Origin of the sequence: Sodalis sp. RH19 (assembly GCF_047324215.1) — a bacterium.
In the GTDB taxonomy this organism is placed as follows: Bacteria; Pseudomonadota; Gammaproteobacteria; order Enterobacterales; family Enterobacteriaceae; genus Acerihabitans.
Genome location: NZ_CP178734.1, coordinates 5671449 through 5698232, shown reverse-complemented (window position 1 = coordinate 5698232; position 26784 = coordinate 5671449). Strand labels below are relative to the sequence as shown.

The window sequence follows — 26784 nt, the reverse complement described above, 5'->3', positions numbered from 1 at the left end:
GGCGCCCGCCCGCCGGCGGCGTCCCGCGCGCCATGTCTTCTCCTCCCGCGGGTAGTCCGGGGCCGATGTGCCCCGCCCCGGACCTACCGGCTTTACCATGGGTCTCCTATGCCGGATAAAATCCTGCTGTACGCCGACAAGCCCGCCGCCACCGCCGTCCTGCCGGCCAAGCCCGCCTCGCCGCTGACCTGGCCGGACGACGCCTTGAACCGCACTTTTCTCAAAAGCCGGCTGGATGATTTCCAGACCTGGCTGGCCGAGGCGTTTAACGCCGGGGTATCGGCGGAGACGCTGATCGACGCGCGGGCGCTGTATATCGATCAGCTGCTGCGCCAGCTGTGGCGGTTGTACGGCTTCGGCGCGGCGCCGGAAACGGCGCTGGTGGCGGTAGGCGGCTATGGCCGCGCGGAGCTGCATCCCTTATCGGATATCGACGTGCTGGTGCTGAGCCAGGATCCGCTTTCGGCCACGCAGGCCCATGCCGTCAGCGAGTTGCTGACGCTGCTGTGGGATTTAAAACTGGAAGTCGGCCATAGCGTGCGCACCCTGGAGCAATGCCTGCAGGAAGGGCTGGCGGACCTGACCGTCGCCACCAATTTGATCGAGTCGCGGCTGATCTGCGGCGATGTGGCGTTATTCCTGAAATTGCAAAAGAGCATCTTCAGCGAGGAATTCTGGCCTTCCCGTGAATTTTTCCCGGCCAAGCTGGCGGAGCAGGAAGAGCGGCACCAGCGCTACCACGGCACCAGCTATAACCTGGAGCCGGATATCAAAAGCAGCCCGGGCGGCCTGCGGGATATCCATACCCTGCTTTGGGTGGCCCATCGCCATTTCGGCGCCACGTCGCTGGATGAAATGGTCGGTTTCGGTTTTCTTACCCAGGCCGAGCGCGATGAACTTATCGAATGCCAGAGTTTTCTCTGGCGCATCCGTTTCGCGCTGCACCTGGTGCTGAACCGGTACGATAACCGGCTGCTGTTCGACCGCCAGCAAAGCGTGGCGCAAATCCTGCACTACGGCGGCGAGGGCAATCTGCCGGTCGAACGGATGATGAAGGATTTTTTCCGCGTCACCCGCCGCATCGGCGAGCTGAACCAGATGCTGCTGCAGCTGTTCGACGAGGCCATCCTGGCCCTGGGGCCGGACGATAAACCCCAGCCGCTGGACGCCGACTTCCAGCTGCGCGGCAGCCTTATCGACCTGCGCGACGAAACGCTGTTCGCGCGCGAGCCGGAAGCCATACTGCGCATGTTCTACCAGATGGTGGTGCACCAGAAGATCACCGGCATCTATTCCGCCACGCTGCGCCAGCTGCGCTACGCCCGCCGTCATCTGGCCGAACCCTTGTGCAACAACCCCAAGGCGCGGCAGTTGTTCCTGGCCATCCTGCGCCATCCCGGCGCGGTGCGGCACGCCTTGCTGCCCATGCACCGTCATAGCGTGCTTTGGGCTTATATGCCGCAGTGGAGCAATATCGTCGGGCAGATGCAGTTCGACCTGTTCCATGCCTATACGGTGGATGAGCACACCATCCGCGTCTTGATGAAGCTTGAAAGTTTCGCCGACGAAAAAGTGCGTCCGCAGCATCCGTTATGCGTCGAGCTGTTCCCGCGCCTGGCGCACCAGCATCTGCTGCTGCTGGCGGCGCTGTTCCATGATATCGCCAAGGGGCGCGGCGGCGATCATTCCCAGTTGGGGGCGAAAGACGCGCTGGAATTTGCCGAGCTGCACGGCCTGCACGCCCGCGAAGCCCAACTGGTCTCCTGGCTGGTGCGTTATCATCTGGTCATGTCGGTCACGGCGCAACGGCGGGATATCCAGGATCCGGACGTACTGCGGGAATTCGCCGCCGAGGTGCAAACCGAAAACCGGCTGCATTACCTGCTGTGCCTGACGGTGGCGGATATCTGCGCCACCAATGAAACCCTCTGGAACAGCTGGAAGCAGAGCCTGCTGCGCGAGCTGTTTTTCGCCACCGAAAAACTCCTGCGCCGCGGTATGCAAAGCGCGCCGGATATGCGCGCCCGGATCCGCCACCACCGGATGCAGGCGCTGTCGCTGCTGCGAATGGAGAACATCGACGAAGAAGCGCTGCACGCCATTTGGAGCCGTTGCCGCGCGGATTATTTTCTGCGCCACTCGCCGAATCAGCTGGCGTGGCACGCCCGCCATCTGCTGCGCCACCGGTCCAATGAGCCGCTGGTACTGATAAGCCCGCAGGCCACCCGCGGCGGCACCGAAATTTTCATCTGGAACCAGGACCGTCCCTATTTGTTCGCCGCCGTGACCGGCGAGCTGGACCGGCGCAACCTGAGCGTGCATGACGCGCAGATCTTTACCAACCGCGACGGCATGGCCATGGATACCTTTGTGGTATTGGAGCCGGACGGCAGCCCCCTGGCGCCGGATCGCCATCAGGTTATCGGCCAGGCGCTGCTGCAAACGCTGCAGCCGGGCAAGTATCAGCATCCGCGCGTGCGCCGTCCTTCGCCGAAGCTGCGGCATTTTAATGTCGCCACCTCGGTGGTGTTCCTGCCGACCCATTCCGACAGGCGCAGCTATCTGGAACTGACGGCATTGGATCAGCCGGGCCTGCTGGCCCGCGTCAGCGAGGTGTTCGTCGATATGGGCGTGTCGCTGCACGGCGCCAGGATTTCCACCATCGGCGAACGGGTTGAGGACTTATTTATCCTGGCGGGCAGCGATCGGCGCGCATTAAGTCCGGAAATACAGCAGGAACTGGAACGGCGCTTGACAGAGGCGCTCAATCCAAACGATAAAATATGATACAACGGGTGCGTGCGCGGACGGCAGGTCCGCTGCGCCCATTTATCCATTTGACAAGAGACGGGACTGAGACAGGATGCAGCAATTACAACAGATCATTGAAAACGCCTTCGAGCGCCGCGCGGACATTACGCCGGCCACGGCCGACAGCGTCACCATCGACGCCGTCCAGCGCGTTATCAGCCAATTGGACAACGGCGCACTGCGCGTGGCGGAAAAAATCAACGGCGAATGGATCACTCATCAATGGCTGAAAAAAGCGGTATTGCTGTCTTTTCGCATCAGCGATAACCAGGTTATGGAAGGGGCGGAAACGCGCTACTTCGATAAAGTGCCGATGAAATTCGCCCAATACGACGCCGCCCGTTTCCAGCGCGAAGGTTTTCGCGTCGTGCCCCCCGCCAGCGTGCGCCAGGGCGCGTTTATCGCCCGCAATACCGTGCTGATGCCTTCGTATGTGAATATCGGCGCCTACGTGGATGAAGGCACCATGGTGGATACCTGGGCGACGGTGGGGTCGTGCGCGCAGATTGGCAAGAACGTTCATCTCTCGGGTGGCGTCGGTATCGGCGGCGTGCTGGAGCCGCTACAGGCCAATCCCACTATTATCGAGGATAACTGTTTTATCGGCGCCCGTTCGGAAGTGGTGGAAGGCGTGATAGTCGAGGAGGGTTCGGTGATCTCCATGGGCGTGTTTATCGGCCAGAGCACCAAGATTTATGACCGTGAGACCGGCGAGGTGCACTATGGTCGCGTGCCGGCCGGTTCGGTGGTGGTTTCCGGCAATTTGCCCTCAAAGGACGGGAGTTATAGTTTGTATTGCGCGGTTATCGTCAAGAAAGTCGACGCCAAGACCCGCGGCAAGGTCGGTATCAATGAGCTGTTGCGTACGATAGACTAATATCTTTAGTGGCGAAAGCGTTAACCGCCCGGATATCTGGCTGCAATCTTAGCCGTTAATCACATTTTATGGCGCCCGCGGGCGTCATAATCATCCCGGAACCCCGGCATTACATACCAGAGGTAGCGCTATGTACGATAATCTTAAAAGCCTTGGCGTTAATCATCCGGACGATATCGACAGATACAGCCTGCGTCAGGAAGCCAATAACGATATTTTGAAAATTTATTTTCGGCGGGATAAAGGCGAATTTTTTGCCAAGAGCGTTAAATTTAAATATCCGCGCCAGCGTAAAACCGTGGTTTCCGATAACGTCGCCGAGGGCTATCGCGAAATTAACGAAATCAGCCCTAACCTGCGTTATGTGATTGACGAGCTGGATCAGCTTTGTCTGCGCGATCAGACCGAGGTGGACTTGAAACATAAGATTTTGGAAGATCTGCGCCATCTGGACAGCGTGGTGTCCAATAAGATCGCCGAGATCGAGGCCGATCTGGAAAAGCTGACCCGCAATAAGCCATAATCCCGCCGGCACGTCCGCCCTTCAACACGTTTGTGTTGAGTTCGGCGTTGGCGGGCCTAGCATGCCATGGGGCCTCGGTCGGGCGGGAAAAGCACGCCCGATTCGACCCCATTGGCACGCTCTCCCTTGAACACGTCTGCGTTAAGTTCGGCGTTGGCGGGCATACCGCGCCATGGGGCCTCGGTCGGGCGGGAACACCACGCCCGATTCGACCCCATCGGCACGCTCTCCCTTGAACACGTTTGCGTTGAGTTCGGCGTTGGCGGGCATACCGTGCCATGGGGCGCTCGGTCGGGCGGGAAAAGCACGCCCGATTCGACCCCATCGGCACGCTCTCCCTTGAACACGTCTGCGTTGAGTTCGGCGTTGGCGGGCATACCGTGCCATGGGGCGCTCGGTCGGGCGGGAAAAGCACGCCCGATTCGACCCCATCGGCACGCTCTCCCTTGAACACGTCTGCGTTGAGTTCGGCGTTGGCGGGCATACCGTGCCATGGGGCGCTCGGTCGGGCGGGAACACCACGCCCGATTCGACCCCATTGGCACTCCCTCCCTTGAACACGGCTGCGTTGAGATCAGTGTTGGCGGGCCTAGCATGCCATGGGGCGCTCGGTCGGGCGGGAACACCACGCCCGATTCGACCCCATTGGCACGCTTTCCCTTGAACACGACTGCGTTGAGATCAGTGTTGGCGGGCCTGGCATGCCATGGGGCCTCGGTCGGGCGGGAAAAGCACGCCCGATTCGACCCCATTGGCACGCTCTCCCTTGAACACGTCTGCGTTGAGTTCGGCGTTGGCGGGTATAGCGCGCCGGGGCTTGACGTTAACTTTTGATCAGTTCGGCCCATTTTTTGACCCAGGGGCCGGAGATCACCTCCGGTTCAGGGTGCGCCAGCGCATCGATTTCCAGCAGCTCACCCACCCTGACCGCGCCCTGCTCCTGCAACAGCGCGTCAAAGGTATGCCCGGCGCCGCAGAAATTGTCATAGCTGCTGTCGCCCAGGGCAATCAGGCCATACCGCAGTTCCGGCTGGTAGCCGACATGATCCTTTACCGCCTGGAACAGCGGCGCGATGGAGTCCGGGAAATTGCCCTGCCCGGTGGTGGAGGTCACGATCAGCACATGATGTTGCCGATAATATTGCCAGGACTCCAGCGTGCCCTCGTCAAATAATTTTACCTCGTGGCCCGCCTCGGCCAGGAGGGTTTCCGCTTCTTCGGCGACCAATAAGGCATTACCGTAGACTGTCCCGACAAAAATACCCACTTGGGCCATGCTTTGACTCCCTTTCATTCCGTCAGCGTAGAAGATGCCATATCCTGACCCGATGCCCCGGGAAACTCAACCCTTTCATAGTCAGGGATAATACCGGTCCAGCCGAACCGTACCATCAGATCCTGCCAGGTCTGGTCCCAGCCGGCGTTGATTTTTAACGGTTTCCCGGTGACCGGATGGGTTAACTCCAGGCAGCTGGCGTGCAGCATTAACCGCGCGCAGTCAAAGGTGCGGGCAAATCCGCGATTCTGGCGTAAATCACCGTGGGTGGAATCGCCGATCAAGGGATGGTGCAAATGGGACATATGGCGGCGCAGCTGATGTTTGCGCCCGGTTTGCGGCAGCAGTTCCATCAGGCTGTAGCGGGACGTGGGATAGCGGCCGATAGCCACCGGCATTTCTACCTGCGCCAGCGTCCGGTAATGGCTTATCGCCTGCTGCGGCGCCTTGTCCGGCTGGGCGAATTTGTCGGCTATCTTGTCCAGTTCCTGGGTCAGAGCATAATCGATCACGCCTTCGCCTTCCATATAACCGCGCGCCACCGCATGGTAGGTTTTCCTGATCCCGTGCTGTTCGAACTGTTCGGATAAGCTGCGCGCCACGTCACTGGACAGCGCCAGCAACAGCACGCCGGACGTGGGGCGGTCCAGGCGATGGACGGTAAAGACATGCTGTCCCAGCATGTCGCGCACCGTTTGCATCACGACTATTTTTTCCTTGCGGTCCAGCCAACTGCGGTGTACCAACCACCCTGCCGGCTTATTGACCGCCACGATATATTCGTCCTGGTAACAGATCTCAATCATGCTGAATTTTCGGCGCCTGCGTAGGGGGATCCTGGGGGGAATCGATATTAAGTAAGTCGTCCAGCCGCTGTAACTGGGTAAGCAATCCGGCGGCGTGCGCAAACGCTTCCTCAAAATAGGGCGTGATGGCGAAGCGCCGCGGTAGTGCCGCCTGCTGATCGAGCAAGGCGTGCATACGCGGCAGCAGGATCCACTGCAGCCACTCTTCGGGGCGCATGGTATCGATACAAAACGGCTCCCGGCTTTCAAACGCCTCGCGCGCCGGCGGCTGCGGCTGCCATATTGACAATGAACGCATCGCCTGCTCAACGGCAAACAGCCGCTGGCGAACCTGTTGGTGGAAATCCATCGTATGCTCCCCGTAAAGGACTGCTGCGCCTGATCTGACAAAGCGGCAAAGCATAGCACTTAACTTTGTCCGGTACTAATTATGACATATAAAGTTAGCCTGATAATTACAGCTGCTGGCACCGGCGACCGCGACCGTCTGTAACAATGCGTGGAATAGCCCGAACGCTAAGCGAGGAGATAATCCTGAAAGGCGATACCAGGCGCCATTCAGGATTTTTAAGCATCTTACCCCTCTTAACTTGCGCCCAGCGGGCACGGTTTGATTACCTGCATCCGCTTTTAACCGTCTCGGCTTTGCCCGTATCGCAACCCTATCCTTCTCTATCGGGCTACATATTCATTTGGCAATATTATTGTCAAAATCCAGCTTCATTACATTTTTTGTGCAAAAAATCAATCATTTGCGTATCACCCGTCAGACTGGCGATATAAAGAGCCGCTTTCCCGGTTAATTGTGTCGAATCAATTAAAGAGTGATCTTGTTTAACGTAGTTTTCAACCTGATCGAACCGTCCACTTTCCACTGCCAGGAAAAAAGCCGTTTTCAAAGGTAAAGCAGTTTCATCGGTATTGGACTTAATCTTCTCGAACAATTTAACAACGATACTACCCAAATCATTACTAGCAGCCATCATTAACGCATTTACGCCTGATGCATCTTCTAAATTGAAATTGATTTTTTTCTCATTTAACAAAAGTTCTATTATCTCGGTTGCTCCCACTTCAATTGCATATAATAACGATGTTTTGCCGGTATCTGTTTGCATATTCAAATTTAGCTTACCGCTATCAATAAACATCTTGAAAATTTTAATGTCATTCGCTTCGATCGCTATGAATTGAGCTGGAAATGAAGGTCTTTCGGCGCCCAAACTTATCATTTCATTCACATCAAAATTGTTTTTTAAAAGAAATTCAATTATATCGTAACGTTTTTGGGTTAGAGCCATCAAAATACCCATTGGAACTCCATCTTGATCTTTTGAATAAAAATCTGGTTTGTAATCAACAATCAACTTCACTAAATCTAAATCGTCCATATAAATTGAATTTACCAAAGCATCCCACCCATCTCTATCCTTAAAATGAACAGAGGCGTTATTCTCAAGTAAAATTTTAGCCATGTCATAATATTTAGCTGCAATGGCAATTAATAAAGCGGTTTTTCCATTTAGATCGGCATGATTGATATTAGCGCCATGGCTGAGTAATAATTTAACCATTTCTAAATTATTGCTGGCGACCGCGAAGGTCAACGGAGCATTTCCCTTCATGTTGACATGCTCGACGTCCGCGCTCGCGCTATGCTCCAGTAAAAGTTTAGCCATGTTTATATCTTCGTTCTTTATAGCTATAAACAGCGCAGTTTCCCCATTATGCTTCTGAGGCATGAGTTTGGCGCCATATTTCAGTAAAACCTGCGCCACTTCGAGGCGCTTCTTATTAACGGACGCAATTAAGGCTTGATCGAGGGCAAGAACTTCATTACCTTGATCGAGATTATTTGCCAATAAAAATTCAATTATCTCAACAGAGATATTATTTTCCAGAGCGTAAAACAAGGTTGTCTTACCATGAAGATCTTTGTAATTTATGTTATAAGTTTTCTTATTATTAGTTATTAATTTCTTAACCATCTCGGTATCATTATATGTCAAGGCATACATCACGAATTTGTTCATTGACTCGGCATAATCTTTTTCATTAAAAATATTATAATTTATACAAAACAATAAAGCCTTGTAACGTTTTTCGTTATCAATATTATTGGAAAAATCCTTAATATCTATTAACCATTCGGTGTCAAAAAAATAAGAAACTTTTTCCGTTAATGTATTATCAATAGCGAAATACAAAAGTTCAGAACTTTGCTTGCCACTTATTTTATTTTGTTGTAATAATTCAAGAGTAACAAGGCTACGAATATCTGAATTTTTATCTAAAAACCAAAATATATTGGCCGCTGACATTAAACTGAAGTCGAGAGTGCTAATTTCATTTTTTAATGTAGCTTGTCCAGAATCCACAAGCGCCGTGGCCAAGGCAATATAAATACCTTCAGCATTCGGCAACAAGTGATATTGGCCGGCTATATCACCTTCCTCTACAATCGCCCAATCATTTATTTTAAGGGAAATAACCTCTGGGCTGCCAAAGATGGCGCGATATCCTTCTACAGTCAAATAACATTGAGTACCGTCGATAACATGGTTAGCTTTTTTATTACTAATATTTACAAGCTGCTCATAAATACAATCACCATATTTTTTTATTAGCGCGGGCATCTGACAGTTATTATTAATCTCTATCAATAAACGTGGAAATAGTTCACTGATTTCTTCTTTCATATGCACGCCATGGAAAGGATCGCTGTCAGAGCTTGCCAAATTCCAGTTATGTTCTTTGTTTAGCATCAATTTATAAGCATTGACATAATGTATTTCCATAGCTACGGATATAGATTGGTGATTATTACTCACAAACCAGGAAATCACATCATTCGCTATCGTGTTTTTTTCATTTTCAAGTTTTTCAACCAACCCTGCACTTTTGATTAGATTAATTTTATGGCACGTCTGTTGGATTCTAATCAGTGAACCGGAAACACAATATTCAAGATCGCTGAGCGTATTTCTAACTTCATCTACTATCGTCTCGCATATTGGTTTCTTAAGGGATTTTAATTGCAGAAGCCAATTACTAAGCTCATGATATATATTATATTTAATCGAGGGATGTATCTCACTTGGGTCTGCCAATTTTTGAATGAATATATTTATAGACTTGCTTAAATGCTTATCAAATCCCATTATATCAATTATATCATCGAAATCATTCTTCACTTGAAGAATATATTTTGTTAAAAACATTTTTTCAAAAGACTCAATTTCCCCATGGACCTCTTTTGTATAAATAATTCTTATTTCTTTCTTGAGCAAATGATTATTATTTTTACCTTCTTCCATCAGTGAAGAAAGGGTATGATTTAAATTTTGTTGTACATTATTTATGGGCATAATCAGTTCTCATTATTATAAGATGAGCGAATCAGGTTGCCAGCGTACTGTTTTTTCTAGAAAAAACACAATTATAATAGCGGGCTTTATAAACAAAACATTCACTTGTTGATGTTTGGTTGATGCCGGCGGGTAAATTCAAATAAATAGATATCTAATAGATTTAATTATATTTAATTTCTTTTAACCGGCAGGAAAATCCAGGGGGCAACGCACGGCAAAATACTTTGCGTAATAGGCGGCGCGCCATCGAGTAGGCGGCGGGATTGCTCCTACCGTCCTCTCACGGCACCGTACTCACGGTTCCGTATACGGCGCTTCATTTACAGCGCTGGAACTCACTATACAACTCCAGCAGTGTTCACAGTCCTAAGCGCTCGAACACTTTCTTCGCTAACGCGTGGTTCATATGACTGGCCCCCGCGTTCTACCAGAGACCCCGTCGGATCGTCGCCGATATTCACGCCCTTTCTTCACCTAGGCCTATTTTCATCAGCATCCTTGCCCGCTTGCTCGTCCTTTTCAAGTGCCGCCACAGCAGTAACGCAGTTTACGGCGAACCCAGCCATCCATTTCGTCCAGTATCCCTTTGACTTTGGTCAGCCGGCAGTAACTTATCCACCTTCGTAGCACCGGCGCAAGCCCGCCGATCACCGTTTTCAGCGCTTTTGAACAGTCGCCTGTCGTCAGGCTGCGGATTTTATCCTTCAGCCTTGCCACGCTGCTCGCGGCTATCTTCAGTTTTACCCGTTTGTGCCACGTCAGGCTATATCCCTGGAACTTGCGCTCTCAGGGCCCGGCCATCGCGCTTTTGTTTGGAATTACCGACAGATGGAGATGCTTTTACAGGTACCGGCTTATCGAGTTCATCGCCTTTTCCCCGCTTTGCGACTGCTCACGTATTATTACAGTCATCTGCGTAACGGCGGAACCGGCGCCCCCTGCGCTCCAGCTCAAGGTCAAGGCCGGTCAATCGCAGGTTGCAGAGTAACGGCGATAACGGACTGCGCTGCGACATTCCCTCCCGTCGCTTTGTCGCCACCTTACCATTGACCAGGTCCGCTTCCAGGTACCGCCTGATGGGCTTGAGCAATCTGGCATCTTTGATTTTGCGGCTTCGTCTCGACATCATGATATTGTGGTTAACCCGGTCAAAGAATTTTTCCAGATCCCTATCCACCACGCAGCGCCGACCACTTCGCACTTAGGCCTGTGCTTGACGCACTGCCTGCCATGCGTTGAGTCCCGGCCTAAAGCCGTAGCTAAACTCGGAAAACGTAGGCTCATAGTAAGGGGTAAGGTGCTATTGGATGGCCTGCTGGATCAATCGGTCCACGGCCGTGGGGATACCCAGGACTCTGACTACGCCATTAGGTTTGGGGAGCTCGACCCGACGTATCGCCCGCGGTATAAAGCTACCGTCCAGCGGGGCCGCTTTGACCGTCGGCCAAAGCCGTTTCAGCCAGTCTTTGAGTTCCCCGAGGCCCAGGGTATTTACACCCGGCGCGCATTTGTTCTCAATCACCCGCTGACGGGCCAGCACCCGGTTGCTGCGGGTTATCACCGCTTCGATTGACAACGGTTGTTCCGCTTTCGTTTGCTCAGGTTGCGCCGTGCGCATTTCAGCATCCGCGTCAGGCTCTTGCAAATACTATGCGCTTCCTCCTGTCCGGGCCGCGGTATTCTGCGCTTGTGCCTCATCAATACGCATCGAAATAACCTGTCCTGATCACGGTTGTAAATGTTCAGCCCTTCACCATGCCGGTTTTGCACCGCTACTACGGGCCTCGGCTGACTTCTGTACGTTCATTCCGTCGCCTCTCAGCGCTCGGTAGTACCATGGCAAACGTATAGCTCTCCCCGGATGATGCGCGTGAACTCCCTGCTTATACCTCTCCACTGTATGTCACAGCGTTCTGTGCAAGTATTGGGGCTTTGATGATATTTGCCTCCTTATCCCGCTGTCTCGCCTAAACCGATCCCTGTTCGTTAGGCCAGCATGTTGCCTTCAGCTGCCTTCAGATCCCACCTCGCGGTGGGCACCCTTGCCGTTCAGCTAGCACGTCCCCCTCGCCGGGTGTGCAGAGGGCTTTCACCGCCAAGTCGCCCCTTAACCACCACGGTCAAGGGACAGCGCCTGTCAAGACGCTACGCGCCATGCCCGGCGCGCCAAAGAAAAGGGGGTACTGTATCGCTACAGTACCCCCGGTTCGTTTATAGCAATCCCGCTATTGTTGTGCTCCCTGCCTTCATCCATGATAAGCGTTATATTCACGATAACTTGGCAACACTCCTTGTCGGCAATCTCCATCCGTGAAAGCCGCCTACGTTCTCCAACGTATTTCCTGCAGGCATTCCCGCCCCGCCGGTACTCCCTGACCCGCGCACATTCTCCATCCTGGAGGTGTCCCGCTCATCATCCTGAATCGTCCGGGCCTCTTCATGAAGCCATCCCTGTTGCAGCCCGTCCTGGGCCCTTCCCTAATAGGCTGGCCCAATACCAACGGCGTTTGCCGCGTCCTGAACCGAATGGTAAGATCGCTTAATCGAACCGCTTATACAAGACGATCACTGTTAATAGCGAACATTGTTTACCACCGCACTGTTAATTCTGCTAATTAATTTATTGATTAATAGCGTTTAATTCCGCATTCCAGTGATTAAAAAAACCTGAATTAATAGCTTTGTCTTACATGTAATGTAAGAGATCTCTCACATGCATTGTTGCAAAACCCGCTCGGTTTTTCATGTAACACAGGGATCGAGGCGGGATAAAAAGTCCTGCAGCGTCGGCGCCAGCACCGTATTTTTTTTCCGGCCGACTTCTTCGAGCAGGACTTCGCCGGTCAGGTTGGATAAAGACACCAGGCTGAGCTCGGAGTCGGTGGTGGCGATAAATACGCTGGGAGGGAGCTTAAGCCGCTTTTGCATCAGCAGGTGGCCGATGAGGTTTTCCTGGATGCGCACCCCGTCCGCCGCGCTCCAGACTTGCAGCAGCTCCAGGGGTTGGCCCTGGAAAGAGGCGGCCATATCGCCGGCAAGCTGGGTGCAATAAAAATCCCAGGCCGCCGGACGCAGCCGCATGTCCATCGCCCGCTCGACGCCGGCGAGGGTCAACGCCTCTTCCGGCTGGCGCGGTTGCCAGACTACCCGGCCGTCGTCCTCGCTTACCACGCAGGGAGAAGGAACGCCATACAGCGCCTGGCTGGCGGGCCCATGGCCGGTGAGAGACTGCCAGTGGCGCAGATAACGGCGGGTGAAATCCTGTAATGACTGTGACACTTGGTAATCCATATTCTCTCTCATCTTACGACTCTCTACGTTACACTAAGCGCATTGCACTACGGAACATGCCGGATACTCTATTATGTCCTTGAATGAAGAACGCCACACCCTGGATCATTTGACGCTGGGTAAACCCACCGCCTATCGCGACCGGTACGACGCCACGCTGCTGCAGGCGGTGCCGCGCGCGCTCAATCGCGAGCCGCTGGGCATCGACGCGCGGGCGCTGCCGTTTCACGGCGCCGATATCTGGACGCTTTATGAACTGTCGTGGCTCAACGATAAGGGCCTGCCCCAGGTCGCAATGGGTGAAGTCATCCTGAACGCGCAAAGCCTTAACCTGATTGAATCCAAAAGCTTTAAGCTCTATCTTAACAGTTTCAATCAAACCCGGTTTGCCGACTGGGCCACGGTGCGGGAAATATTAACCCGCGATCTCGCCCGGTGCGCCGTGGGCGAAGTGGGCGTTACGCTGTTCAGGCTCGGCGAGCTGACAAATCAGCCGGTTGCCGATTTTACCGGCGAGTGCATCGACGAGCAGGACATCGCCATCGATGACTACGCCTTCAACGCCGATTGGCTGAAGAATGCCGCCGCGGGCGCCCAGCCGGTCAGCGAAACCCTGGTCAGCCACGTGCTGAAATCCAACTGCCTGATTACCCACCAGCCCGACTGGGGGTCCGTCCAAATCAGCTACCGGGGCCCGCGTATCGATCGCGAAGCCCTGCTGCGTTATCTGGTATCGTTTCGCCAGCATAATGAATTTCACGAGCAATGCGTGGAGCGGATTTATACCGATCTGATGCGTTTTTGCCGGCCGGAGCGCTTAGCGGTGTACGCGCGCTATACCCGGCGCGGCGGCCTGGACATCAATCCCTGGCGGAGCAATACGGATTTTGTCCCGTCAAAAAGCCGCCTGGCGCGGCAATAATGCGCGCAAGCGCGCAACTCAGAGGCATTTTGGCGCGGACCGTTGGTAAAACCGCGCCGATATTATTATGGTTAACCTGACTAGAAAACAGCGAACGCGCCGCCATCGTGCGCTCCGGCGGCCGCGTCGACTGTCTGTTTGCATTTTGTGCCGAGTCGCACACAAGGAGTTATATTGATTACGCATATCAGCCCCCTTGGCTCAATGGATTTATTGTCACAACTCGAAGTCGATATGCTCAAGCGTACCGCCAGCAGCGATCTTTACCGCTTATTCCGCAACTGTTCGCTGGCGGTGCTCAATTCCGGCAGCCAGACCGACAGCAGCAAGGAATTGCTGGCCCGCTATCAGGATTTCGATATCAACGTGCTGCGCCGCGAGCGCGGCGTCAAGCTCGAGCTGGTCAACCCGCCCGAGGAAGCCTTTGTCGACGGCCGGATTATCCGCTCGCTGCAGGCGAACCTGTTCGCGGTGCTGCGCGATATCCTGTTCGTCAACGGCCAGATTGTCAGCGCCGGCCATCATCAGCACCTGGACATGACAAACTCCGTCCATATCACCAACCTGGTGTTTTCCATCATGCGCAACGCCCGCGGCCTGCACGTGGGCGAGGCGCCGAACATGATCGTCTGCTGGGGCGGGCATTCCATCAATGAAACCGAATATCTTTATGCGCGCAATGTCGGCAGCCAACTGGGCCTGCGCGAGCTGAATATCTGCACCGGCTGCGGTCCGGGCGCCATGGAGGCGCCCATGAAAGGCGCGGCCGTGGGCCATGCCCAGCAGCGCTACAAGGAAGGGCGTTTTATCGGCATGACCGAACCCTCTATTATCGCCGCCGAGCCGCCTAACCCGCTGGTCAACGAGCTGATTATCATGCCGGATATCGAAAAACGCCTCGAAGCCTTCGTGCGTATCGGCCATGGGATCATTATCTTCCCCGGCGGCGTGGGCACTGCCGAAGAGCTGCTTTACCTGCTCGGCATCATGATGAACCCGGAGAATAAACACCAGGTGCTGCCGCTGATCCTGACCGGTCCCGGCATCAGCGCCGATTATTTCCGGGTCCTGGACGAGTTTATTGTCAGCACCCTGGGCGAGCAGGCACGCCGGTATTACACCATCATTATCGACGATGCCGCCGAAGTGGCCCGGCGCATGAAAAAAGCGATGCCGGAAGTGAAGGAAAACCGTCGCAACACCGGCGACGCCTACAGCTTTAACTGGTCGCTGCGCATCGCGCCGGACCTGCAGCATCCGTTCGACCCGACCCATGAAAATATGGCCAACCTGAACCTGCATCGCGACCAGCCGGCCGAACAGCTGGCCTCCGCGCTGCGCCGGGCCTTTTCGGGCATCGTGTCAGGCAACGTCAAGGAAACCGGCATCCGCCTGATTGAGCAGTACGGTCCCTATAAGCTGCATGGCGACCCGGCCATCATGAAACGCATGGACGCCCTGTTGCAGGGTTTTGTCGCCCAGCACCGGATGAAGCTGCCCGGCAGCGCTTATATCCCCTGCTACGAGATTTGTATTTAATCCCGCGCCTCGCGGCCCGGCAGGGCGGCACCACGGCTTACCGGCCCGGCTTGCCGCCGCGCCGGTAAATGATCAGGACGGTATGCCATGTCGGTTCACTTATTGATTGTCGATGCGTTAAACCTGATACGCCGCATCCACGCGGTGCAGGGAGCGTCCTGCGCGGCCTCCTGCCTGCATGCGCTGCAGCAGTTAATCCTGCACAGCGCGCCGACTCACGCGGTGGCGGTATTCGACGATGAGGAACGTCATGAGAGCTGGCGGCACCAACGGTTGCCAGGCTATAAGGGCGGCCGCTCGCCGATGCCTGAGGATTTGCGGCTCCTGCTGCCGGACATCAAACAGTCTTTTGCCCGAACGGGCGTATCCAGCTGGCAGGCGGCGGGCTATGAAGCGGATGATATTGCCGCGACGCTGGCATGCAAAGTGGCCGCGGCGGGCCACCGCGTGACGCTGGTTTCCACCGACAAGGGATATTGCCAACTGCTGTCTCCGTCGATTCAAATCCGTGATTATTTCCAGAAACGCTGGCTGGATATGCCGTTCGTCACCCATACCTTTGGCGTACAGCCGCGGCAGCTTACCGATTACTGGGGCCTGGCCGGCATCAGCGGCAGCAAAATCCCGGGCGTCACCGGCATCGGTCCCAAAACCGCCGCCCTGCTAATCGGCCAAGCCGGATCCTTAGCCGCGCTGTATCAGCAATTGGATCAACTGGGCGGCAAGTGGCGCGCCAGGCTCGAACAGCAGCGGGAAATAGCCTTTACCTGCCAACAGGTGGCGACGCTTGATACCGGCATCCATCTGGATGGCAATCTGCAGCAATTAAGATTGGGTACAAGGCCGTTATAACCGACGCCGCCTGGGTTTAATCCACCACCCTCGCCTGCGTTGGGAAGACCGGGGCCGGCCTGACGACGCCATGGTGAGCGAGAATAATGATTAACTTGACCCCGGGCTTCAGCGTTCGTCCCGCCGTCCCGGCACCGCGCTCCAGAACCGGCGGATATGCACCGTCACCTCTTCGCGATCGTGGTAAAGCTGCTTGGCGTGGACCTCGGAATGAATATCATTTTCCTTCAGGGCCGCGCGCAGCAGCGCCAGGTTCTGGCTCACTTCCTCGTAGCGCTTTTTCATCGGCAGCTTAAGATTGATGATAGCCTCGCGGCACCACCCCTTGACCAACCAATCGGCGGCCAACTGCGCCACCCGCGCCGGTTTTTCCACCATATCGCAGACCAGCCAGTACACATTATTGCGCGGCGGCTCGAACCTGAATCCATCCTCGCGGTGGTGGATGACCTGCCCGGTCGCCATCAGGCTCTCCGCCATGTCGCCGTTATCCACCGCATGCACCATCATGCTGCGCTGGACCAACTGATAGGTCCAGCCGCCGGGGCAGGCGCCCAGATCCACCGCGTACATGCCGCTGCCCAGCCGTTCATCCCATTCATCACGTGGAATAAAAACATGAAATGCCTCTTCCAGCTTCAGCGTGGAACGGCTCGGCGCCTCGGACGGGAATTTCAGGCGCGGGATGCCCATATAAAACGGCGAGTTGTTATTGCTATAGGAATACCCGACATAACAGCAGCCCGGGGCAATAAAAAACACGTGGATCACCGGACGGAACGGCTCTTCCCGCACGGCCAGTATTTTCTGCGCGCGCAGGACCCCGCGCAGCGGCACGGTAAATTTGCGGCAGAACTTCATCAGTTCCTTGCTTTCATTGGTATCCGGCACTTCCACCCGCAAATCGCCGGCGCCCTTCACCGCGCCGGTCAGCATGCCGACTATCGGCGTGATGCGGTCGTCCACCGGCAAATCGCGCAGCAGTTCCCCGGTGAGCAGCATTTGCCGGGCAAAGATCAACTCGCGAAACGGCAGCTCGCGGATCAGCCGGTCTGCTTCTTCATGCTGATAGCATTCAAAGATCACGTAGCCGCTGTTGTCCTTAACCCGCGCAAAACCATAGATTTCCAGGGCGCCGGCTTTTTCGGTAATCTCCGAGGCGCACTCTTTTTCAAATCCGGGTCGGCAATATAAAATAACTTTATTCACGGCGATCGGCCTTTTTCTTCAGACGCAGCGCGCCAATTAACATTAACGTCCAACCCGCCACAAAGCAGGCCCCGCCTATCGGCGTAACATAAACCCACAGACGCAGATGCGACAGCGACAGGCAATAGAGGCTGCCGCTAAACAGGACAATACCGATGGCCAGCAGCGCACCGCTCCAGTAAAACCACACGCTGGCGTTACGCTGCATGGCAACCCCCAGCGCCATCACGGCCAGGGTGTGAAATCCTTGATACTCCAGGCCGGTTTTCAACCAGGCCAATTCCAGCTCGCCCAGCGTCTGGCTAAGGATATGGGCGCCGAAAGCGCCAAGGGCGACATAGATTAGACCACTGACGGCGGCAAATACCAACATAGCGCGACTACGCATCGTATTAATCCTGATTAGGGTGTTATTTTTGTGATATTTATTCGGATTCAACCGTATGACCGTTATTATAACGGAAACGGAATTTTTCCTGTTCGCTCGCCGCGCGCCCGATGATCCATTGGCGAAAGGCGGCTATTTTACCCACTTCCGCCTGGCTGTCATGACAAACCAGATAAAAAGCGTTTTTACTGACCAATACGTCGTTAAACGGACAGGTCAGCCTGCCCGCCTCGATTTCCGTCTGCGCCATGACATTATTGGCCAGCGCCACCCCCTGACCATGGATGGCGGCCTGCAGTACCATGGCGCTGTGACTGAAAATCGGCCCCTGCTGCACGTTAAGATGAGTCAGTCCCAACTGACGGGTATAGGCCTGCCAGTCCCGGCGCGACGCATCATGCAGCAGGGTATGATAGGCTAAATCCCCGGGCGTTTTCAGCGGGTGCGCCCCACTCAGCAGGGCGGGCGCACAGACCGGCAGCAAATATTCGGCATACAGTTTTTCCACCCGCAGCCCGGGCCAGTTGCCGCGGCCGTAAAAGATGCCGACGTCAACGTCATCGGCCAGTTTGTCCTCTTCGCGATCCACCGCCTGGATCAGGACATCAATCCCCGGCCAGGCGCTATTGAAGCTGGATAAACGCGGCACCAGCCACTGAATGGCGAAACTGGGCAACAGGCTGACCGTTAACGCGCCTTTGGCGCTGCGCGATTGCAGCCGGCGCGTGGCGTCGATGAGCGCCGAGAAAATTTCCTTGATATCCAGGTAGTAGCTTTGTCCTTCCTCGGTGAGCAACAGCGATCGGTTACGGCGGCGAAACAGCTTCAACCCAAGGAAATCTTCCAGGGACTTGATCTGGTGACTGACGGCCGCCTGGGTGACGAACAGCTCCTCGGCCGCTTTGGTAAAGCTTAAATGACGGGCGGCGGCATCAAATACCCGCAAGGCATTTAGCGGCGGTAAGCGTTTAGACATGGGCGAGACGCTTTTCTGCGCCGGTGGCAAGTAAGATGGGCACGAAGAATTGACCTATTAGTTTTTTTTATCCGAGACATTATAATTTGTCCGTTGTGGATGCACCAGCAAATACCTATAGTATCGCTCTACCACGCGGGCCGGAACGAAAGGTAAGTCTGGATTTTGCCATTCAGGCGAGCTTTTGGCCTGCGGTGTGGTGTTGTGTTTGCCCTTTTTGGTCTGTCTTTCGGGCCTGTGGTATTTACGGTAACCGGTCTTATCGTGCCAGGTGACTATTTTTTATTCTTTCAGCCTTACTGAACATTTTTCTGTCTGTCCAATACGTGAAATATGTAGCACCGCCTGAGGCGGTGCTTTTTTATGCCTGATAACCGGCAATCATGAAGTGCGGCAGGGTTTGGTATTGTCCGGCTTGGCAAAAACGGGCGCTTATTGCGCCTTCATCATTTCTTTGACATCGGAACTGTTGATTTGCTGCTCGGTGCCGTTGGCGTCTTGATAACCGATCATGCCGGTTTCATCATCAACCTTTGGTTTGCCGGACGTCACGATGGTGCGCCCGTCGTTGGTGTGCATAACATAGTTGCTTGAACATGCGCTTAGCGTCAGGGCAAACAAAAAAGCGGATAGCATTGCGGCTGTTTTCTTCATCGTTATCTCCTTGCAATCTCATTTTAAAAATAAAAAATCACCACTTAATTCTGTTATTAAGCTTCCAGGCAGGCAGGTATTTTGCTTACCTGATAATAATCAGCATAACAAGCATTGTTCATTTTTCCATAAAACCGGATTAAATCCTGTCACTTATCCCCTCCAGACGGCGATAATAGGATAAGTCTGTAGTTCTGCTTTGCCGAAACAAGGTGTATGAGGTAACCATGACCGAATTTGATTTTGCCGCCTTCCGCCGTCATTTCCCCGCGCTGGATAATGACGCGGTGTATCTGGACAGCGCCGCCACCGCCCTGAAGCCCGACGCGGTCATTGATGCCACCGACGCCTTTTATCGCCATGGCACCGGCAATGTCCATCGCAGCCAGTATCCCGGCGCCGTTTCGCTCACCGCCCGTTATGAGCAGGCGCGCCTCAAGGCCGCCGCCTGGATCGGCGCTCCGGCCGCCGGCATTATCTGGACCCGGGGCGCCACCGAGGCGATTAACCTGGTGGCGCAAAGTTATGCCCGGCCGCGCCTGCGGGCGGGTGACGAAATCCTGGTCAGCGAGGCCGAGCATCACGCCAATCTCATCCCCTGGCTGATGGTGGCGCAGCAGACCGGCGCGCGGGTGGTTCGATGGCCCCTGGGACGCGATTGGCTGCCGGACCCGGCGCAACTCGCCGGGCTGCTGAACGGCAAAACCCGTATCCTGGCCGTGACACAGATGTCGAACGTCACCGGCGCCTGCCCGGATCTGGCGGGCATCACCGCCCTGGTCCGCCGCTACCCGCAGGCGGCGATCGTGCTTGACGGCGCGCAGGGTGCGGTGCACCGTCCCCCCGACGTGCGGGACGCCGATATCGATTTCTACGTTTTTTCCGGCCATAAACTGTATGGCCCGACCGGCATCGGCGTGCTGTATGGCAAAACGGCGCTGCTGGAGGACATGCCGCCCTGGCAAGGGGGCGGCAAGATGCTGACCGCGGCGGGTTTCGACGGTTTTATTCCGCAGGCGGCGCCGCTGCGTTTTGAAGCGGGCACGCCCAATATCGCCGGCGTGCTTGGACTGGGCGCCGCGCTCGACTGGCTGCGCACGCAGGATCTGGCGGCCGCGGAGGAATACAGCGCCGGGCTGGCCGGCCTCGCCGCGCAACGTCTGTCCGCCCTGCCGGGTTTTCGCGCGTTCCGCGCACCGGGTTCCAGTGTGTTATCCTTTGTGTTTGCCGGTCTTCACCATCAGGATATCGCCATGATCCTGGCGCAGGACGGCATTGCCTTGCGCGCCGGGCAGCATTGCGCCCAGCCGCTGATGGCGGCGCTGGGCGTATCCGGCACCCTGCGCGCCTCTTTTGCGCCCTATAATACCCGCCATGACGTCGACCGGCTGGTCGCGTCGGTGGAAAAAGCCGTCTCCCTGCTGAGGGATTGATTCTGATGGGGATAACGTCATGACAGAACATCAAGCGGGCAGCCATCCTTTCGGCGGCGAGATCGCTATGCGGGAATTGACGCAACGCTTTGCCGGCTGCCGGACCTGGGAAGATCGCCTGCGGCAGATTATCCTGCTGGCCAAGGCGCTGCCGCCGCTGCCGGATACGCTGAAAACGCCGGCAACGATACTGACGGGCTGCGAAAACCGCGTCTGGCTCGGCCATCAGCGGCTGCGCGACGGTACGCTGCATTTTTATGCCGACAGCGACGGGCGCATCGTCAAGGGTCTGCTGGCCGTGGTGCTGGCCGGCAGCGAAGGCCAAACGCCGGAACAACTGTCCCACCGGGATCCCCTGGCGCCGTTTGACGACCTGGGGCTGCGCGCCGAGCTGAGCGTCAGCCGCGCCGGCGGGCTGGCGGCTATCGCCGGGCGGATCAACGCCATTGCCGAGAGCTATATTAAACGCTGACGCCCCGCGCCGCCCGGGCCAGCATTTTTTTTAGCGCATGGGATACGGCGATAAACCCGAAGCTGGCGGTGACCATGGTCGCCGCGCCAAAGCCGGAGGCGCAATCCATGCGCTTGGGCCCAACGGCGGTGGCAGGCGACGCGCACACCGAGCCGTCCGGCTGCGGATAGACCAGATGCTCGGTGGAGTAAACGCAGTCTATGCCCAATTTGCCTTTACTGTTTTTTACCACGTTGAAATCATGCTTGAGCCGCTCGCGCAGTTTTGCCGCCAGCGGATCCTGGATGGTTTTCGCCAGATCGGCCACCGCGATGCGGGTGGGATCGATTTGCCCGCCCGCCCCGCCCACGGTGACCACCGGAATTTTATAACGACGGCAGTATGAGAGCAGCGCCGCTTTCGGCCGCACGCTGTCAATAGCATCGATAACATAGTCGAAGCCGCGATCGAGCAGGGCCGCGACGTTGTCGGCGGTAATAAAATCATCCACGCAGGTCACCACGCATTCCGGATTGATCGAGGCGATGCGCGCGGCCATGACCTCGGTTTTCGGCTGTCCCACCTGCTCGCGCAGCGCATGGATCTGGCGGTTGGTATTGGTGACGCACACATCATCCATATCGATAAGCGTAATGGCGCCGACGCCGGTGCGCGCCAACGCCTCCGCCGCCCATGAGCCCACGCCGCCGATGCCTATCACGCAGACATGGGCGCGGAAAAACACGTCCAGCGCCTGCCGGCCATACAGGCGGGCGGTGCCGCCGAACCGCTGCAGATACGCGTCTGACTGGTACGCGTGTGAAGGGTGCCCGTTCATCTTGCTAACCTTATTGGCGGTGCCAATAGCATCTAATTATCGTAGGTAACCTGTACCTGGCCGGTGCTGGCCTGGGTTGTCAGGCCCTGGCTCTCGCCCGTGAATAACGGGGCGCTGTCCTGCGACCCTTTCAATACCCATACCCGGCCGTAGTGGTTGTAATAACCCGCCGCGTGGCCGGCCTCGGCGCCGATGCCCTGGTAGATATCAAAATGCTGTCCTTTTATGGCGCCGCCCACATCCAGGGCCACCATCAGGCGCATCTCATATTTACCGGTAAATTTGCCGGCGTTGTCCAGCAGGGGTACCTCCGCCAGCAGCGTGGTGCCGGCCGGGATCAGCGAGCGATCCGACGCCACCGAGGCCTTGGCCACCAGCGGCACGGCGCTGGCGCCTTTTACCGGCGCGAAGGGAACCGGCCTGAAGAACACATAGGACGGATTCTCTTCCAGCAGTTGCCGCACCTCGGTCTCGCTGTGGCGCGAGGCCCACTGGCGAATCGCCTGCATCGACATATCCTCGCGCGCCACTTCGCCGCGATCGATCAATATTTTACCGATGCTGCGGTAGGCGTGACCGTTTTTACCGCCATAGCCAAAAAAGGTGAGCGGCCGGCCGTCGCCGTAATCCACATAGCCGCTGCCCTGCACTTCCATCATAAAATTATCCATCAGCGAATTACTGTAGGCGATGGCCAGGTTACGGCCGTCAAGCGCGCCCGCGTAGATGGCGGCGCGGTCGGGCAGGCGGTTCCTGCCCTTGGGCGGCATGCGGTACAGCGGATACTGAAATTCGCCCTGGGGCGTATAGCGGGCCTGAATCACCGGCGTGTAATAGCCGGTGAACTGTACATTGCCGTAATTATCCACCCCTTCCATCTGGTAGGCCTTGACGCCGAACTGGCTGAGCTGGCGGGTATCCGCGCCCGCCATGGCCCAGCGCTTGACGGCGTCGAAATTGGCGCTGTTGCGGCTATACAGGCCCGCGGCGGCGTATTGCGTTTCAGCCACCTGATCGGCGTAGTCCTTGGCATTAACCGGTCGCCCCTTGGCATTGGGTTCATTGACCAGCCCGAACGGCTGGGTAAGAAGACCATCTTTATACTGTTGTCCACGATCGGTGGGGCGCGACGAACAGCCGGCCAGAATGGCGAAAATCAGGCCAATGAAAAGATAGTGTGCCCATTGTTTGTTCATAACGTTCTCATGCCGGTTCCATTTGCCTATGTATCAACGGCGAACGATAGCAAAGGCGGTTCAATAGATAAATGCATTATTGCAAAAACAACCGTCTGTTTTGCTTATAAAACAGGCAAAAAAGCGCCTCTTTAAACAAAAATCATTATAGCAGGCGATTAATCGCAAAAAGGGGTTGCATCAAAGGCTGTCCGGAGTATAGTGCGCTTCCACGGACGCGGGGTGGAGCAGCCTGGTAGCTCGTCGGGCTCATAACCCGAAGGTCGTCGGTTCAAATCCGGCCCCCGCAACCAATTAAGCAGTAAAAGTCATACGTTAAGAAAAGAATTAAAAAAAAGAGTAAAAGAAGCAAGCATCTGACTGCTCACAGATGTAGTATATCGGACGCGGGGTGGAGCAGCCTGGTAGCTCGTCGGGCTCATAACCCGAAGGTCGTCGGTTCAAATCCGGCCCCCGCAACCACTTCTTGAAAAATGACAGGCTAAAGCGCTTAACCCACTCTAAGGTGGGTTTTTTGTTGTCTGCATTACGCAAAACGCGCCGCCTCACCGGCCCGAGATCACCCCACCCGCCGCAAAATACGCCTTGATGCCCGCCAGGATGGCGTGCGCCACCTGCTGCTGGAAATGCGTGGTGCGCAGGCGCCGCTCCTCTTCCACATTGCTGATAAACGCGGTCTCCACCAGGATGGAGGGAATATCGGGCGCCTTGAGCACCGCAAAACCTGCCTGATCCACGCTGCGTTTATGCAGGTGCGCGATTTTCCCCAGATGATGCAACACCGCCTTGCCGAATTTCAGGCTGTCGTTGATGGTGGCGGTCTGCACCAAATCAAACAAGGTATGATCCAGATAGCGGTCGCCGCTTTTGCCTACCCCGCCGATATCGTCCGCGGCGTTCTGGGTTTGCGCCAGGAAACGCGCGGCGGCGCTGGTGGCCCCTTTGGTGGACAGCGCGAACACCGACGCGCCGCGTGCCGCGCGGTTGGTAAACGCGTCGGCATGAATGGAGACGAACAGATCCGCGCGCTGTTTGCGCGCTTTCGCCACCCTGACCTTCAGCGGAATAAAGACATCCTCATTGCGCGTCATATAGACTTTCATATTGGGCTCACGGTCAATCAAGGCGCGCAGGTGGCGGGCAATCTTGAGCACCACATCCTTTTCGCGGGTGCGGAACTTGCCGATGGCGCCAGGATCCTCACCGCCATGGCCGGGGTCGAGCATGATGACAACCGGCCGGTCGCGCCCGGCTTTGCCGGCGCGCGGCGCCTGGGATTCGGGCGGCAGGCTGCGCGCCAGATCGCCCTGATTGTAGTCCTCCAGCAGCGCCAGCAGCGGATCGTCCTGCAGCGCGGAACGGCTGCCGGCCCGGGGATAGAGATCCATGATGAGACGATGTTTGAACCCGGCCACCGGCGGCAGGGCCAGGAAGCGCGCCTGGACCGGCTGCTTCAGTTCGATCACCATCCTGGCGGTGCGATCGTCAAACTGGCCGGCCCGTATCCGGCTGATGTAGGGGTCCTCTTCCCTGACCAATTGACCGGCGCCCTTCAGCACCGAATTAAGCTGGGCATCCTGGATATCCACCACCAGCCGGTCGGGATTGCCAAGGACAAACTGGCGATAGCGCAAGGGGGACTGGGATTCAAGCGTAATGCGGGTATAACTGGCCGCGGGCCAGATGCGCACGGCCACCACCAGCGGCGCCGCCATTCCGATGCGACTGAGCGTTAACAGCCAGGTGGCGGCGGTTGCCTGCAGCAGACCGCCTGCGCCCCTTATTATGATGTGAATCCGGCATATCGCCCCAGGATAAAAGCTAATATAATGAAAAAGCAGTCATTTTTTCGAATGGCAAAAACTTTAGCGAATCCGCCGGTATCTGTCATCCTTAAAAGGCTCTATGCTTAGTGCTTCGGGGTTTATTTTCGATTCTTTACAAACAAGAATGGGGAAAAATGCTGCTTGCCAATACCCTATTTATAGAATAAAAATACACAAAATCAGAATAATCATTCACAGAGGATTTGCCGTGAAGGAACGTAGTACTGAACTGGTCCAAGGCTTTCGTCACTCAGTTCCCTATATCAATGCCCATCGGGGCAAGACGTTTGTCGTCATGTTAGGCGGCGAAGCCATCGAACATGAAAACTTCGCCAACATCGTTAATGATATCGGCCTCCTTCACAGCCTGGGCATCCGCCTGGTGCTGGTCTACGGCGCACGGCCGCAAATCGACGCCAATCTGTCGGTGCACCACCTGGAACCTATTTACCACAAGCATACCCGCGTCACCGACGCGCCGACCCTTGAACTGGTCAAGCAGGCGGCCGGCCTGCTGCAGCTGGATATTACCGCGCGGCTGTCCATGAGCCTGAACAATACGCCGCTGCAGGGGGCGCATATTAATGTGGTCAGCGGCAATTTTATCATTGCCCAGCCGCTCGGGGTGGACGACGGGGTGGACTACTGCCACAGCGGCCGCATCCGCCGTATCGACGACGAGGCGATACACCGCCAGCTGGACAGCGGCGCTATCGTGCTGCTCGGGCCGGTGGCGGTGTCGGTAACGGGCGAGAGCTTTAACCTGACCTCGGAAGAAGTGGCCACCCAGCTGGCTATCAAACTGAAAGCGGAAAAGATTATCGGCTTTTGTTCTTCGCAAGGGGTGTGTGACGATAAGGGCGAGATAATATCCGAACTGTTTCCCAATGAGGCCCAGCTGCGTATCGACGCGCTGGAAAAAAAAGGCGATTACCATTCCGGCACGGTGCGCTTTTTGCGCGGCGCGGTGAAAGCCTGCCGCAGCGGCGTGCGCCGTTGCCATCTGATCAGCTATCAGGATGACGGCGCGCTGGTGCAGGAACTGTTCTCCCGCGAAGGCATCGGCACCCAGATCGTGATGGAAAGCGCGGAACAGGTGCGGCGCGCGACCATTAACGATATCGGCGGCATCCTGGAATTGATACGCCCGCTGGAGCAGCAGGGCATCCTGGTGCGCCGGTCCCGCGAACAGCTGGAAATGGAAATCGATAAATTCACTATTATCGAACGGGACAACCTGACCATTGCCTGCGCCGCCCTTTACCCCTTTCCGGAAGAACAGCTGGGGGAGATGGCCTGCGTGGCCGTGCATCCCGATTACCGCAGTTCGTCGCGCGGCGAAATGCTGTTGCAGCGCATTACGCAGCAGGCGCGCCAGATGGGGCTGAAAAAGCTGTTTGTACTGACGACGCGCAGCATTCACTGGTTCCAGGAGCGCGGTTTTACCCCGGCGGAAGTGGAAGTGCTGCCGCAGCAGAAGCAGGCGCTGTATAACTACCATCGCCGTTCAAAAATCCTGGTGGCGGACCTCACCGGCCAGTAACC

At 55.9% G+C, this 26784-nt stretch carries 23 protein-coding genes, 2 tRNA genes and 1 pseudogene; 11 read left to right on the top strand and 15 right to left on the bottom strand.

Going from position 1 to position 26784, the window contains the following annotated elements:
- Window positions 1-108 precede the first annotated feature (108 nt).
- The 3 genes from glnD to ACL2XF_RS25705 all read left to right on the top strand — a co-directional run bounded on the left by glnD (window position 109) and on the right by ACL2XF_RS25705 (window position 4211).
- A complete protein-coding gene (glnD, locus tag ACL2XF_RS25715; protein WP_410013712.1) occupies window positions 109-2787 on the top strand; it encodes a bifunctional uridylyltransferase/uridylyl-removing protein GlnD in 2679 nt (892 codons plus the stop codon).
- 76 nt (window positions 2788-2863) lie between these two features.
- Complete coding sequence (gene dapD / locus ACL2XF_RS25710; protein WP_413727751.1) at window positions 2864-3688, top strand: 2,3,4,5-tetrahydropyridine-2,6-dicarboxylate N-succinyltransferase; 825 nt, start codon at window positions 2864-2866, stop codon at window positions 3686-3688.
- A gap of 130 nt (window positions 3689-3818) precedes the next feature.
- On the top strand, window positions 3819-4211 hold the full coding sequence (locus tag ACL2XF_RS25705) for a DUF3461 family protein (protein ID WP_410013710.1): 393 nt from the start codon (window positions 3819-3821) through the stop codon (window positions 4209-4211).
- An 823-nt stretch (window positions 4212-5034) separates the two neighbouring features.
- On the opposite strand, the gene ACL2XF_RS25700 is transcribed toward ACL2XF_RS25705, so the two are convergent.
- From ACL2XF_RS25700 to syd, 8 genes are all read right to left on the bottom strand, one after another.
- Window positions 5035-5487, bottom strand: coding sequence for a flavodoxin (locus tag ACL2XF_RS25700; RefSeq protein WP_410013709.1), 453 nt, complete (start codon window positions 5485-5487; stop codon window positions 5035-5037).
- 14 nt (window positions 5488-5501) lie between these two features.
- A complete protein-coding gene (truC, locus tag ACL2XF_RS25695) occupies window positions 5502-6293 on the bottom strand; it encodes a tRNA pseudouridine(65) synthase TruC (protein WP_413727750.1) in 792 nt (263 codons plus the stop codon).
- Entirely contained in the window at window positions 6286-6642 is a 357-nt protein-coding gene (locus ACL2XF_RS25690; RefSeq protein ID WP_410013707.1) for a YqcC family protein, read from the bottom strand. Before ACL2XF_RS25690 ends, truC begins: the two co-directional genes overlap by 8 nt.
- A gap of 358 nt (window positions 6643-7000) precedes the next feature.
- Window positions 7001-9661: an ankyrin repeat domain-containing protein gene (locus tag ACL2XF_RS25685; protein WP_413727749.1), complete on the bottom strand. Its 2661-nt coding sequence runs from the start codon at window positions 9659-9661 to the stop codon at window positions 7001-7003.
- A gap of 522 nt (window positions 9662-10183) precedes the next feature.
- Window positions 10184-10381, bottom strand: coding sequence for a group II intron maturase-specific domain-containing protein (locus ACL2XF_RS25680; protein ID WP_410013705.1), 198 nt, complete (start codon window positions 10379-10381; stop codon window positions 10184-10186).
- A 175-nt stretch (window positions 10382-10556) separates the two neighbouring features.
- The gene (locus tag ACL2XF_RS25675) at window positions 10557-10841 is read right to left on the bottom strand and encodes a reverse transcriptase domain-containing protein (RefSeq protein WP_413728863.1); all 285 of its coding nucleotides are present in this window, start codon (window positions 10839-10841) and stop codon (window positions 10557-10559) included.
- 123 nt (window positions 10842-10964) lie between these two features.
- A complete protein-coding gene (locus tag ACL2XF_RS25670; protein WP_410013704.1) occupies window positions 10965-11309 on the bottom strand; it encodes a hypothetical protein in 345 nt (114 codons plus the stop codon).
- A gap of 1097 nt (window positions 11310-12406) precedes the next feature.
- Window positions 12407-12955: a SecY-interacting protein gene (gene syd / locus ACL2XF_RS25665; RefSeq protein ID WP_413727748.1), complete on the bottom strand. Its 549-nt coding sequence runs from the start codon at window positions 12953-12955 to the stop codon at window positions 12407-12409.
- A gap of 73 nt (window positions 12956-13028) precedes the next feature.
- On the opposite strand from syd, the gene queF reads away from it, so the two are divergent.
- The 3 genes from queF (at window position 13029) to xni (ending at window position 16268) form a co-directional block, all read left to right on the top strand.
- Window positions 13029-13877, top strand: a complete 849-nt coding sequence (gene queF, locus ACL2XF_RS25660; protein ID WP_410013702.1) for an NADPH-dependent 7-cyano-7-deazaguanine reductase QueF — start codon at window positions 13029-13031, stop codon at window positions 13875-13877.
- 174 nt (window positions 13878-14051) lie between these two features.
- Entirely contained in the window at window positions 14052-15416 is a 1365-nt protein-coding gene (gene ppnN, locus ACL2XF_RS25655) for a nucleotide 5'-monophosphate nucleosidase PpnN (protein ID WP_410013701.1), read from the top strand.
- A gap of 87 nt (window positions 15417-15503) precedes the next feature.
- A complete protein-coding gene (gene xni / locus ACL2XF_RS25650; RefSeq protein ID WP_413721337.1) occupies window positions 15504-16268 on the top strand; it encodes a flap endonuclease Xni in 765 nt (254 codons plus the stop codon).
- 108 nt (window positions 16269-16376) lie between these two features.
- Here xni and rlmM read toward each other — a convergent pair whose 3' ends face one another.
- The 4 genes from rlmM to ACL2XF_RS25630 form a co-directional block, all read right to left on the bottom strand.
- Window positions 16377-17477, bottom strand: coding sequence for a 23S rRNA (cytidine(2498)-2'-O)-methyltransferase RlmM (gene rlmM / locus ACL2XF_RS25645; RefSeq protein ID WP_410013699.1), 1101 nt, complete (start codon window positions 17475-17477; stop codon window positions 16377-16379).
- Window positions 17470-17865: a DUF423 domain-containing protein gene (locus ACL2XF_RS25640; protein ID WP_410013698.1), complete on the bottom strand. Its 396-nt coding sequence runs from the start codon at window positions 17863-17865 to the stop codon at window positions 17470-17472. The genes rlmM and ACL2XF_RS25640 overlap by 8 nt, the downstream gene beginning before the upstream one ends.
- A gap of 37 nt (window positions 17866-17902) precedes the next feature.
- A complete protein-coding gene (locus tag ACL2XF_RS25635) occupies window positions 17903-18841 on the bottom strand; it encodes a transcriptional regulator GcvA (RefSeq protein WP_410013697.1) in 939 nt (312 codons plus the stop codon).
- Window positions 18842-19273: 432 nt separating this feature from the next.
- Window positions 19274-19495, bottom strand: coding sequence for a YgdI/YgdR family lipoprotein (locus ACL2XF_RS25630; protein ID WP_410013696.1), 222 nt, complete (start codon window positions 19493-19495; stop codon window positions 19274-19276).
- A 227-nt stretch (window positions 19496-19722) separates the two neighbouring features.
- On the opposite strand from ACL2XF_RS25630, the gene csdA reads away from it, so the two are divergent.
- Together csdA and csdE are read left to right on the top strand one after the other, a co-directional pair.
- Window positions 19723-20928 carry a cysteine desulfurase CsdA gene (gene csdA, locus ACL2XF_RS25625; protein ID WP_410013695.1) on the top strand — a complete coding sequence of 402 codons (1206 nt, stop codon included), beginning with the start codon at window positions 19723-19725 and terminating at the stop codon, window positions 20926-20928.
- Window positions 20929-20947: 19 nt separating this feature from the next.
- Window positions 20948-21400 carry a cysteine desulfurase sulfur acceptor subunit CsdE gene (csdE, locus tag ACL2XF_RS25620; RefSeq protein ID WP_410013694.1) on the top strand — a complete coding sequence of 151 codons (453 nt, stop codon included), beginning with the start codon at window positions 20948-20950 and terminating at the stop codon, window positions 21398-21400.
- Here csdE and tcdA read toward each other — a convergent pair.
- Window positions 21390-22217 carry a tRNA cyclic N6-threonylcarbamoyladenosine(37) synthase TcdA gene (gene tcdA, locus ACL2XF_RS25615; protein ID WP_410013693.1) on the bottom strand — a complete coding sequence of 276 codons (828 nt, stop codon included), beginning with the start codon at window positions 22215-22217 and terminating at the stop codon, window positions 21390-21392. The two genes, csdE and tcdA, sit on opposite strands and share 11 nt — an antisense overlap.
- A 32-nt stretch (window positions 22218-22249) precedes the next feature.
- Window positions 22250-23413, bottom strand: a complete 1164-nt coding sequence (gene mltA, locus ACL2XF_RS25610; protein ID WP_413727747.1) for a murein transglycosylase A — start codon at window positions 23411-23413, stop codon at window positions 22250-22252.
- Between the two features lie 216 nt (window positions 23414-23629).
- On the opposite strand from mltA, the gene ACL2XF_RS25605 reads away from it, so the two are divergent.
- A tRNA-Met gene (locus ACL2XF_RS25605) sits at window positions 23630-23706 on the top strand.
- Window positions 23707-23798: 92 nt separating this feature from the next.
- Window positions 23799-23875, top strand: a tRNA-Met gene (locus ACL2XF_RS25600).
- Window positions 23876-23958: 83 nt separating this feature from the next.
- Here ACL2XF_RS25600 and amiC read toward each other — a convergent pair.
- Window positions 23959-25216 (bottom strand): annotated as a pseudogene (amiC, locus tag ACL2XF_RS25595) (N-acetylmuramoyl-L-alanine amidase AmiC).
- Between the two features lie 231 nt (window positions 25217-25447).
- On the opposite strand from amiC, the gene argA reads away from it, so the two are divergent.
- Window positions 25448-26782 (top strand): amino-acid N-acetyltransferase, encoded by a 1335-nt coding sequence (argA, locus tag ACL2XF_RS25590; RefSeq protein WP_410013690.1) that lies wholly within the window; start codon window positions 25448-25450, stop codon window positions 26780-26782.
- Window positions 26783-26784: the final 2 nt, after the last annotated feature.

Coding starts and splice junctions, on each gene's coding strand:
- ACL2XF_RS25635 (WP_410013697.1), bottom strand. CDS start 18,841: ATGTCTAAACGCTTACCGCCGCTAAATGCCTTGCGGGTATTTGATGCC.
- mltA (WP_413727747.1), bottom strand. CDS start 23,413: ATGAACAAACAATGGGCACACTATCTTTTCATTGGCCTGATTTTCGCC.
- xni (WP_413721337.1), top strand. CDS start 15,504: ATGTCGGTTCACTTATTGATTGTCGATGCGTTAAACCTGATACGCCGC.
- queF (WP_410013702.1), top strand. CDS start 13,029: ATGTCCTTGAATGAAGAACGCCACACCCTGGATCATTTGACGCTGGGT.
- tcdA (WP_410013693.1), bottom strand. CDS start 22,217: ATGAACGGGCACCCTTCACACGCGTACCAGTCAGACGCGTATCTGCAG.
- truC (WP_413727750.1), bottom strand. CDS start 6,293: ATGATTGAGATCTGTTACCAGGACGAATATATCGTGGCGGTCAATAAG.
- ACL2XF_RS25700 (WP_410013709.1), bottom strand. CDS start 5,487: ATGGCCCAAGTGGGTATTTTTGTCGGGACAGTCTACGGTAATGCCTTA.
- ACL2XF_RS25640 (WP_410013698.1), bottom strand. CDS start 17,865: ATGCGTAGTCGCGCTATGTTGGTATTTGCCGCCGTCAGTGGTCTAATC.
- ACL2XF_RS25685 (WP_413727749.1), bottom strand. CDS start 9,661: ATGCCCATAAATAATGTACAACAAAATTTAAATCATACCCTTTCTTCA.
- syd (WP_413727748.1), bottom strand. CDS start 12,955: ATGGATTACCAAGTGTCACAGTCATTACAGGATTTCACCCGCCGTTAT.
- csdE (WP_410013694.1), top strand. CDS start 20,948: ATGACAGAACATCAAGCGGGCAGCCATCCTTTCGGCGGCGAGATCGCT.
- dapD (WP_413727751.1), top strand. CDS start 2,864: ATGCAGCAATTACAACAGATCATTGAAAACGCCTTCGAGCGCCGCGCG.
- ACL2XF_RS25630 (WP_410013696.1), bottom strand. CDS start 19,495: ATGAAGAAAACAGCCGCAATGCTATCCGCTTTTTTGTTTGCCCTGACG.
- glnD (WP_410013712.1), top strand. CDS start 109: ATGCCGGATAAAATCCTGCTGTACGCCGACAAGCCCGCCGCCACCGCC.
- ACL2XF_RS25690 (WP_410013707.1), bottom strand. CDS start 6,642: ATGGATTTCCACCAACAGGTTCGCCAGCGGCTGTTTGCCGTTGAGCAG.
- ACL2XF_RS25705 (WP_410013710.1), top strand. CDS start 3,819: ATGTACGATAATCTTAAAAGCCTTGGCGTTAATCATCCGGACGATATC.
- csdA (WP_410013695.1), top strand. CDS start 19,723: ATGACCGAATTTGATTTTGCCGCCTTCCGCCGTCATTTCCCCGCGCTG.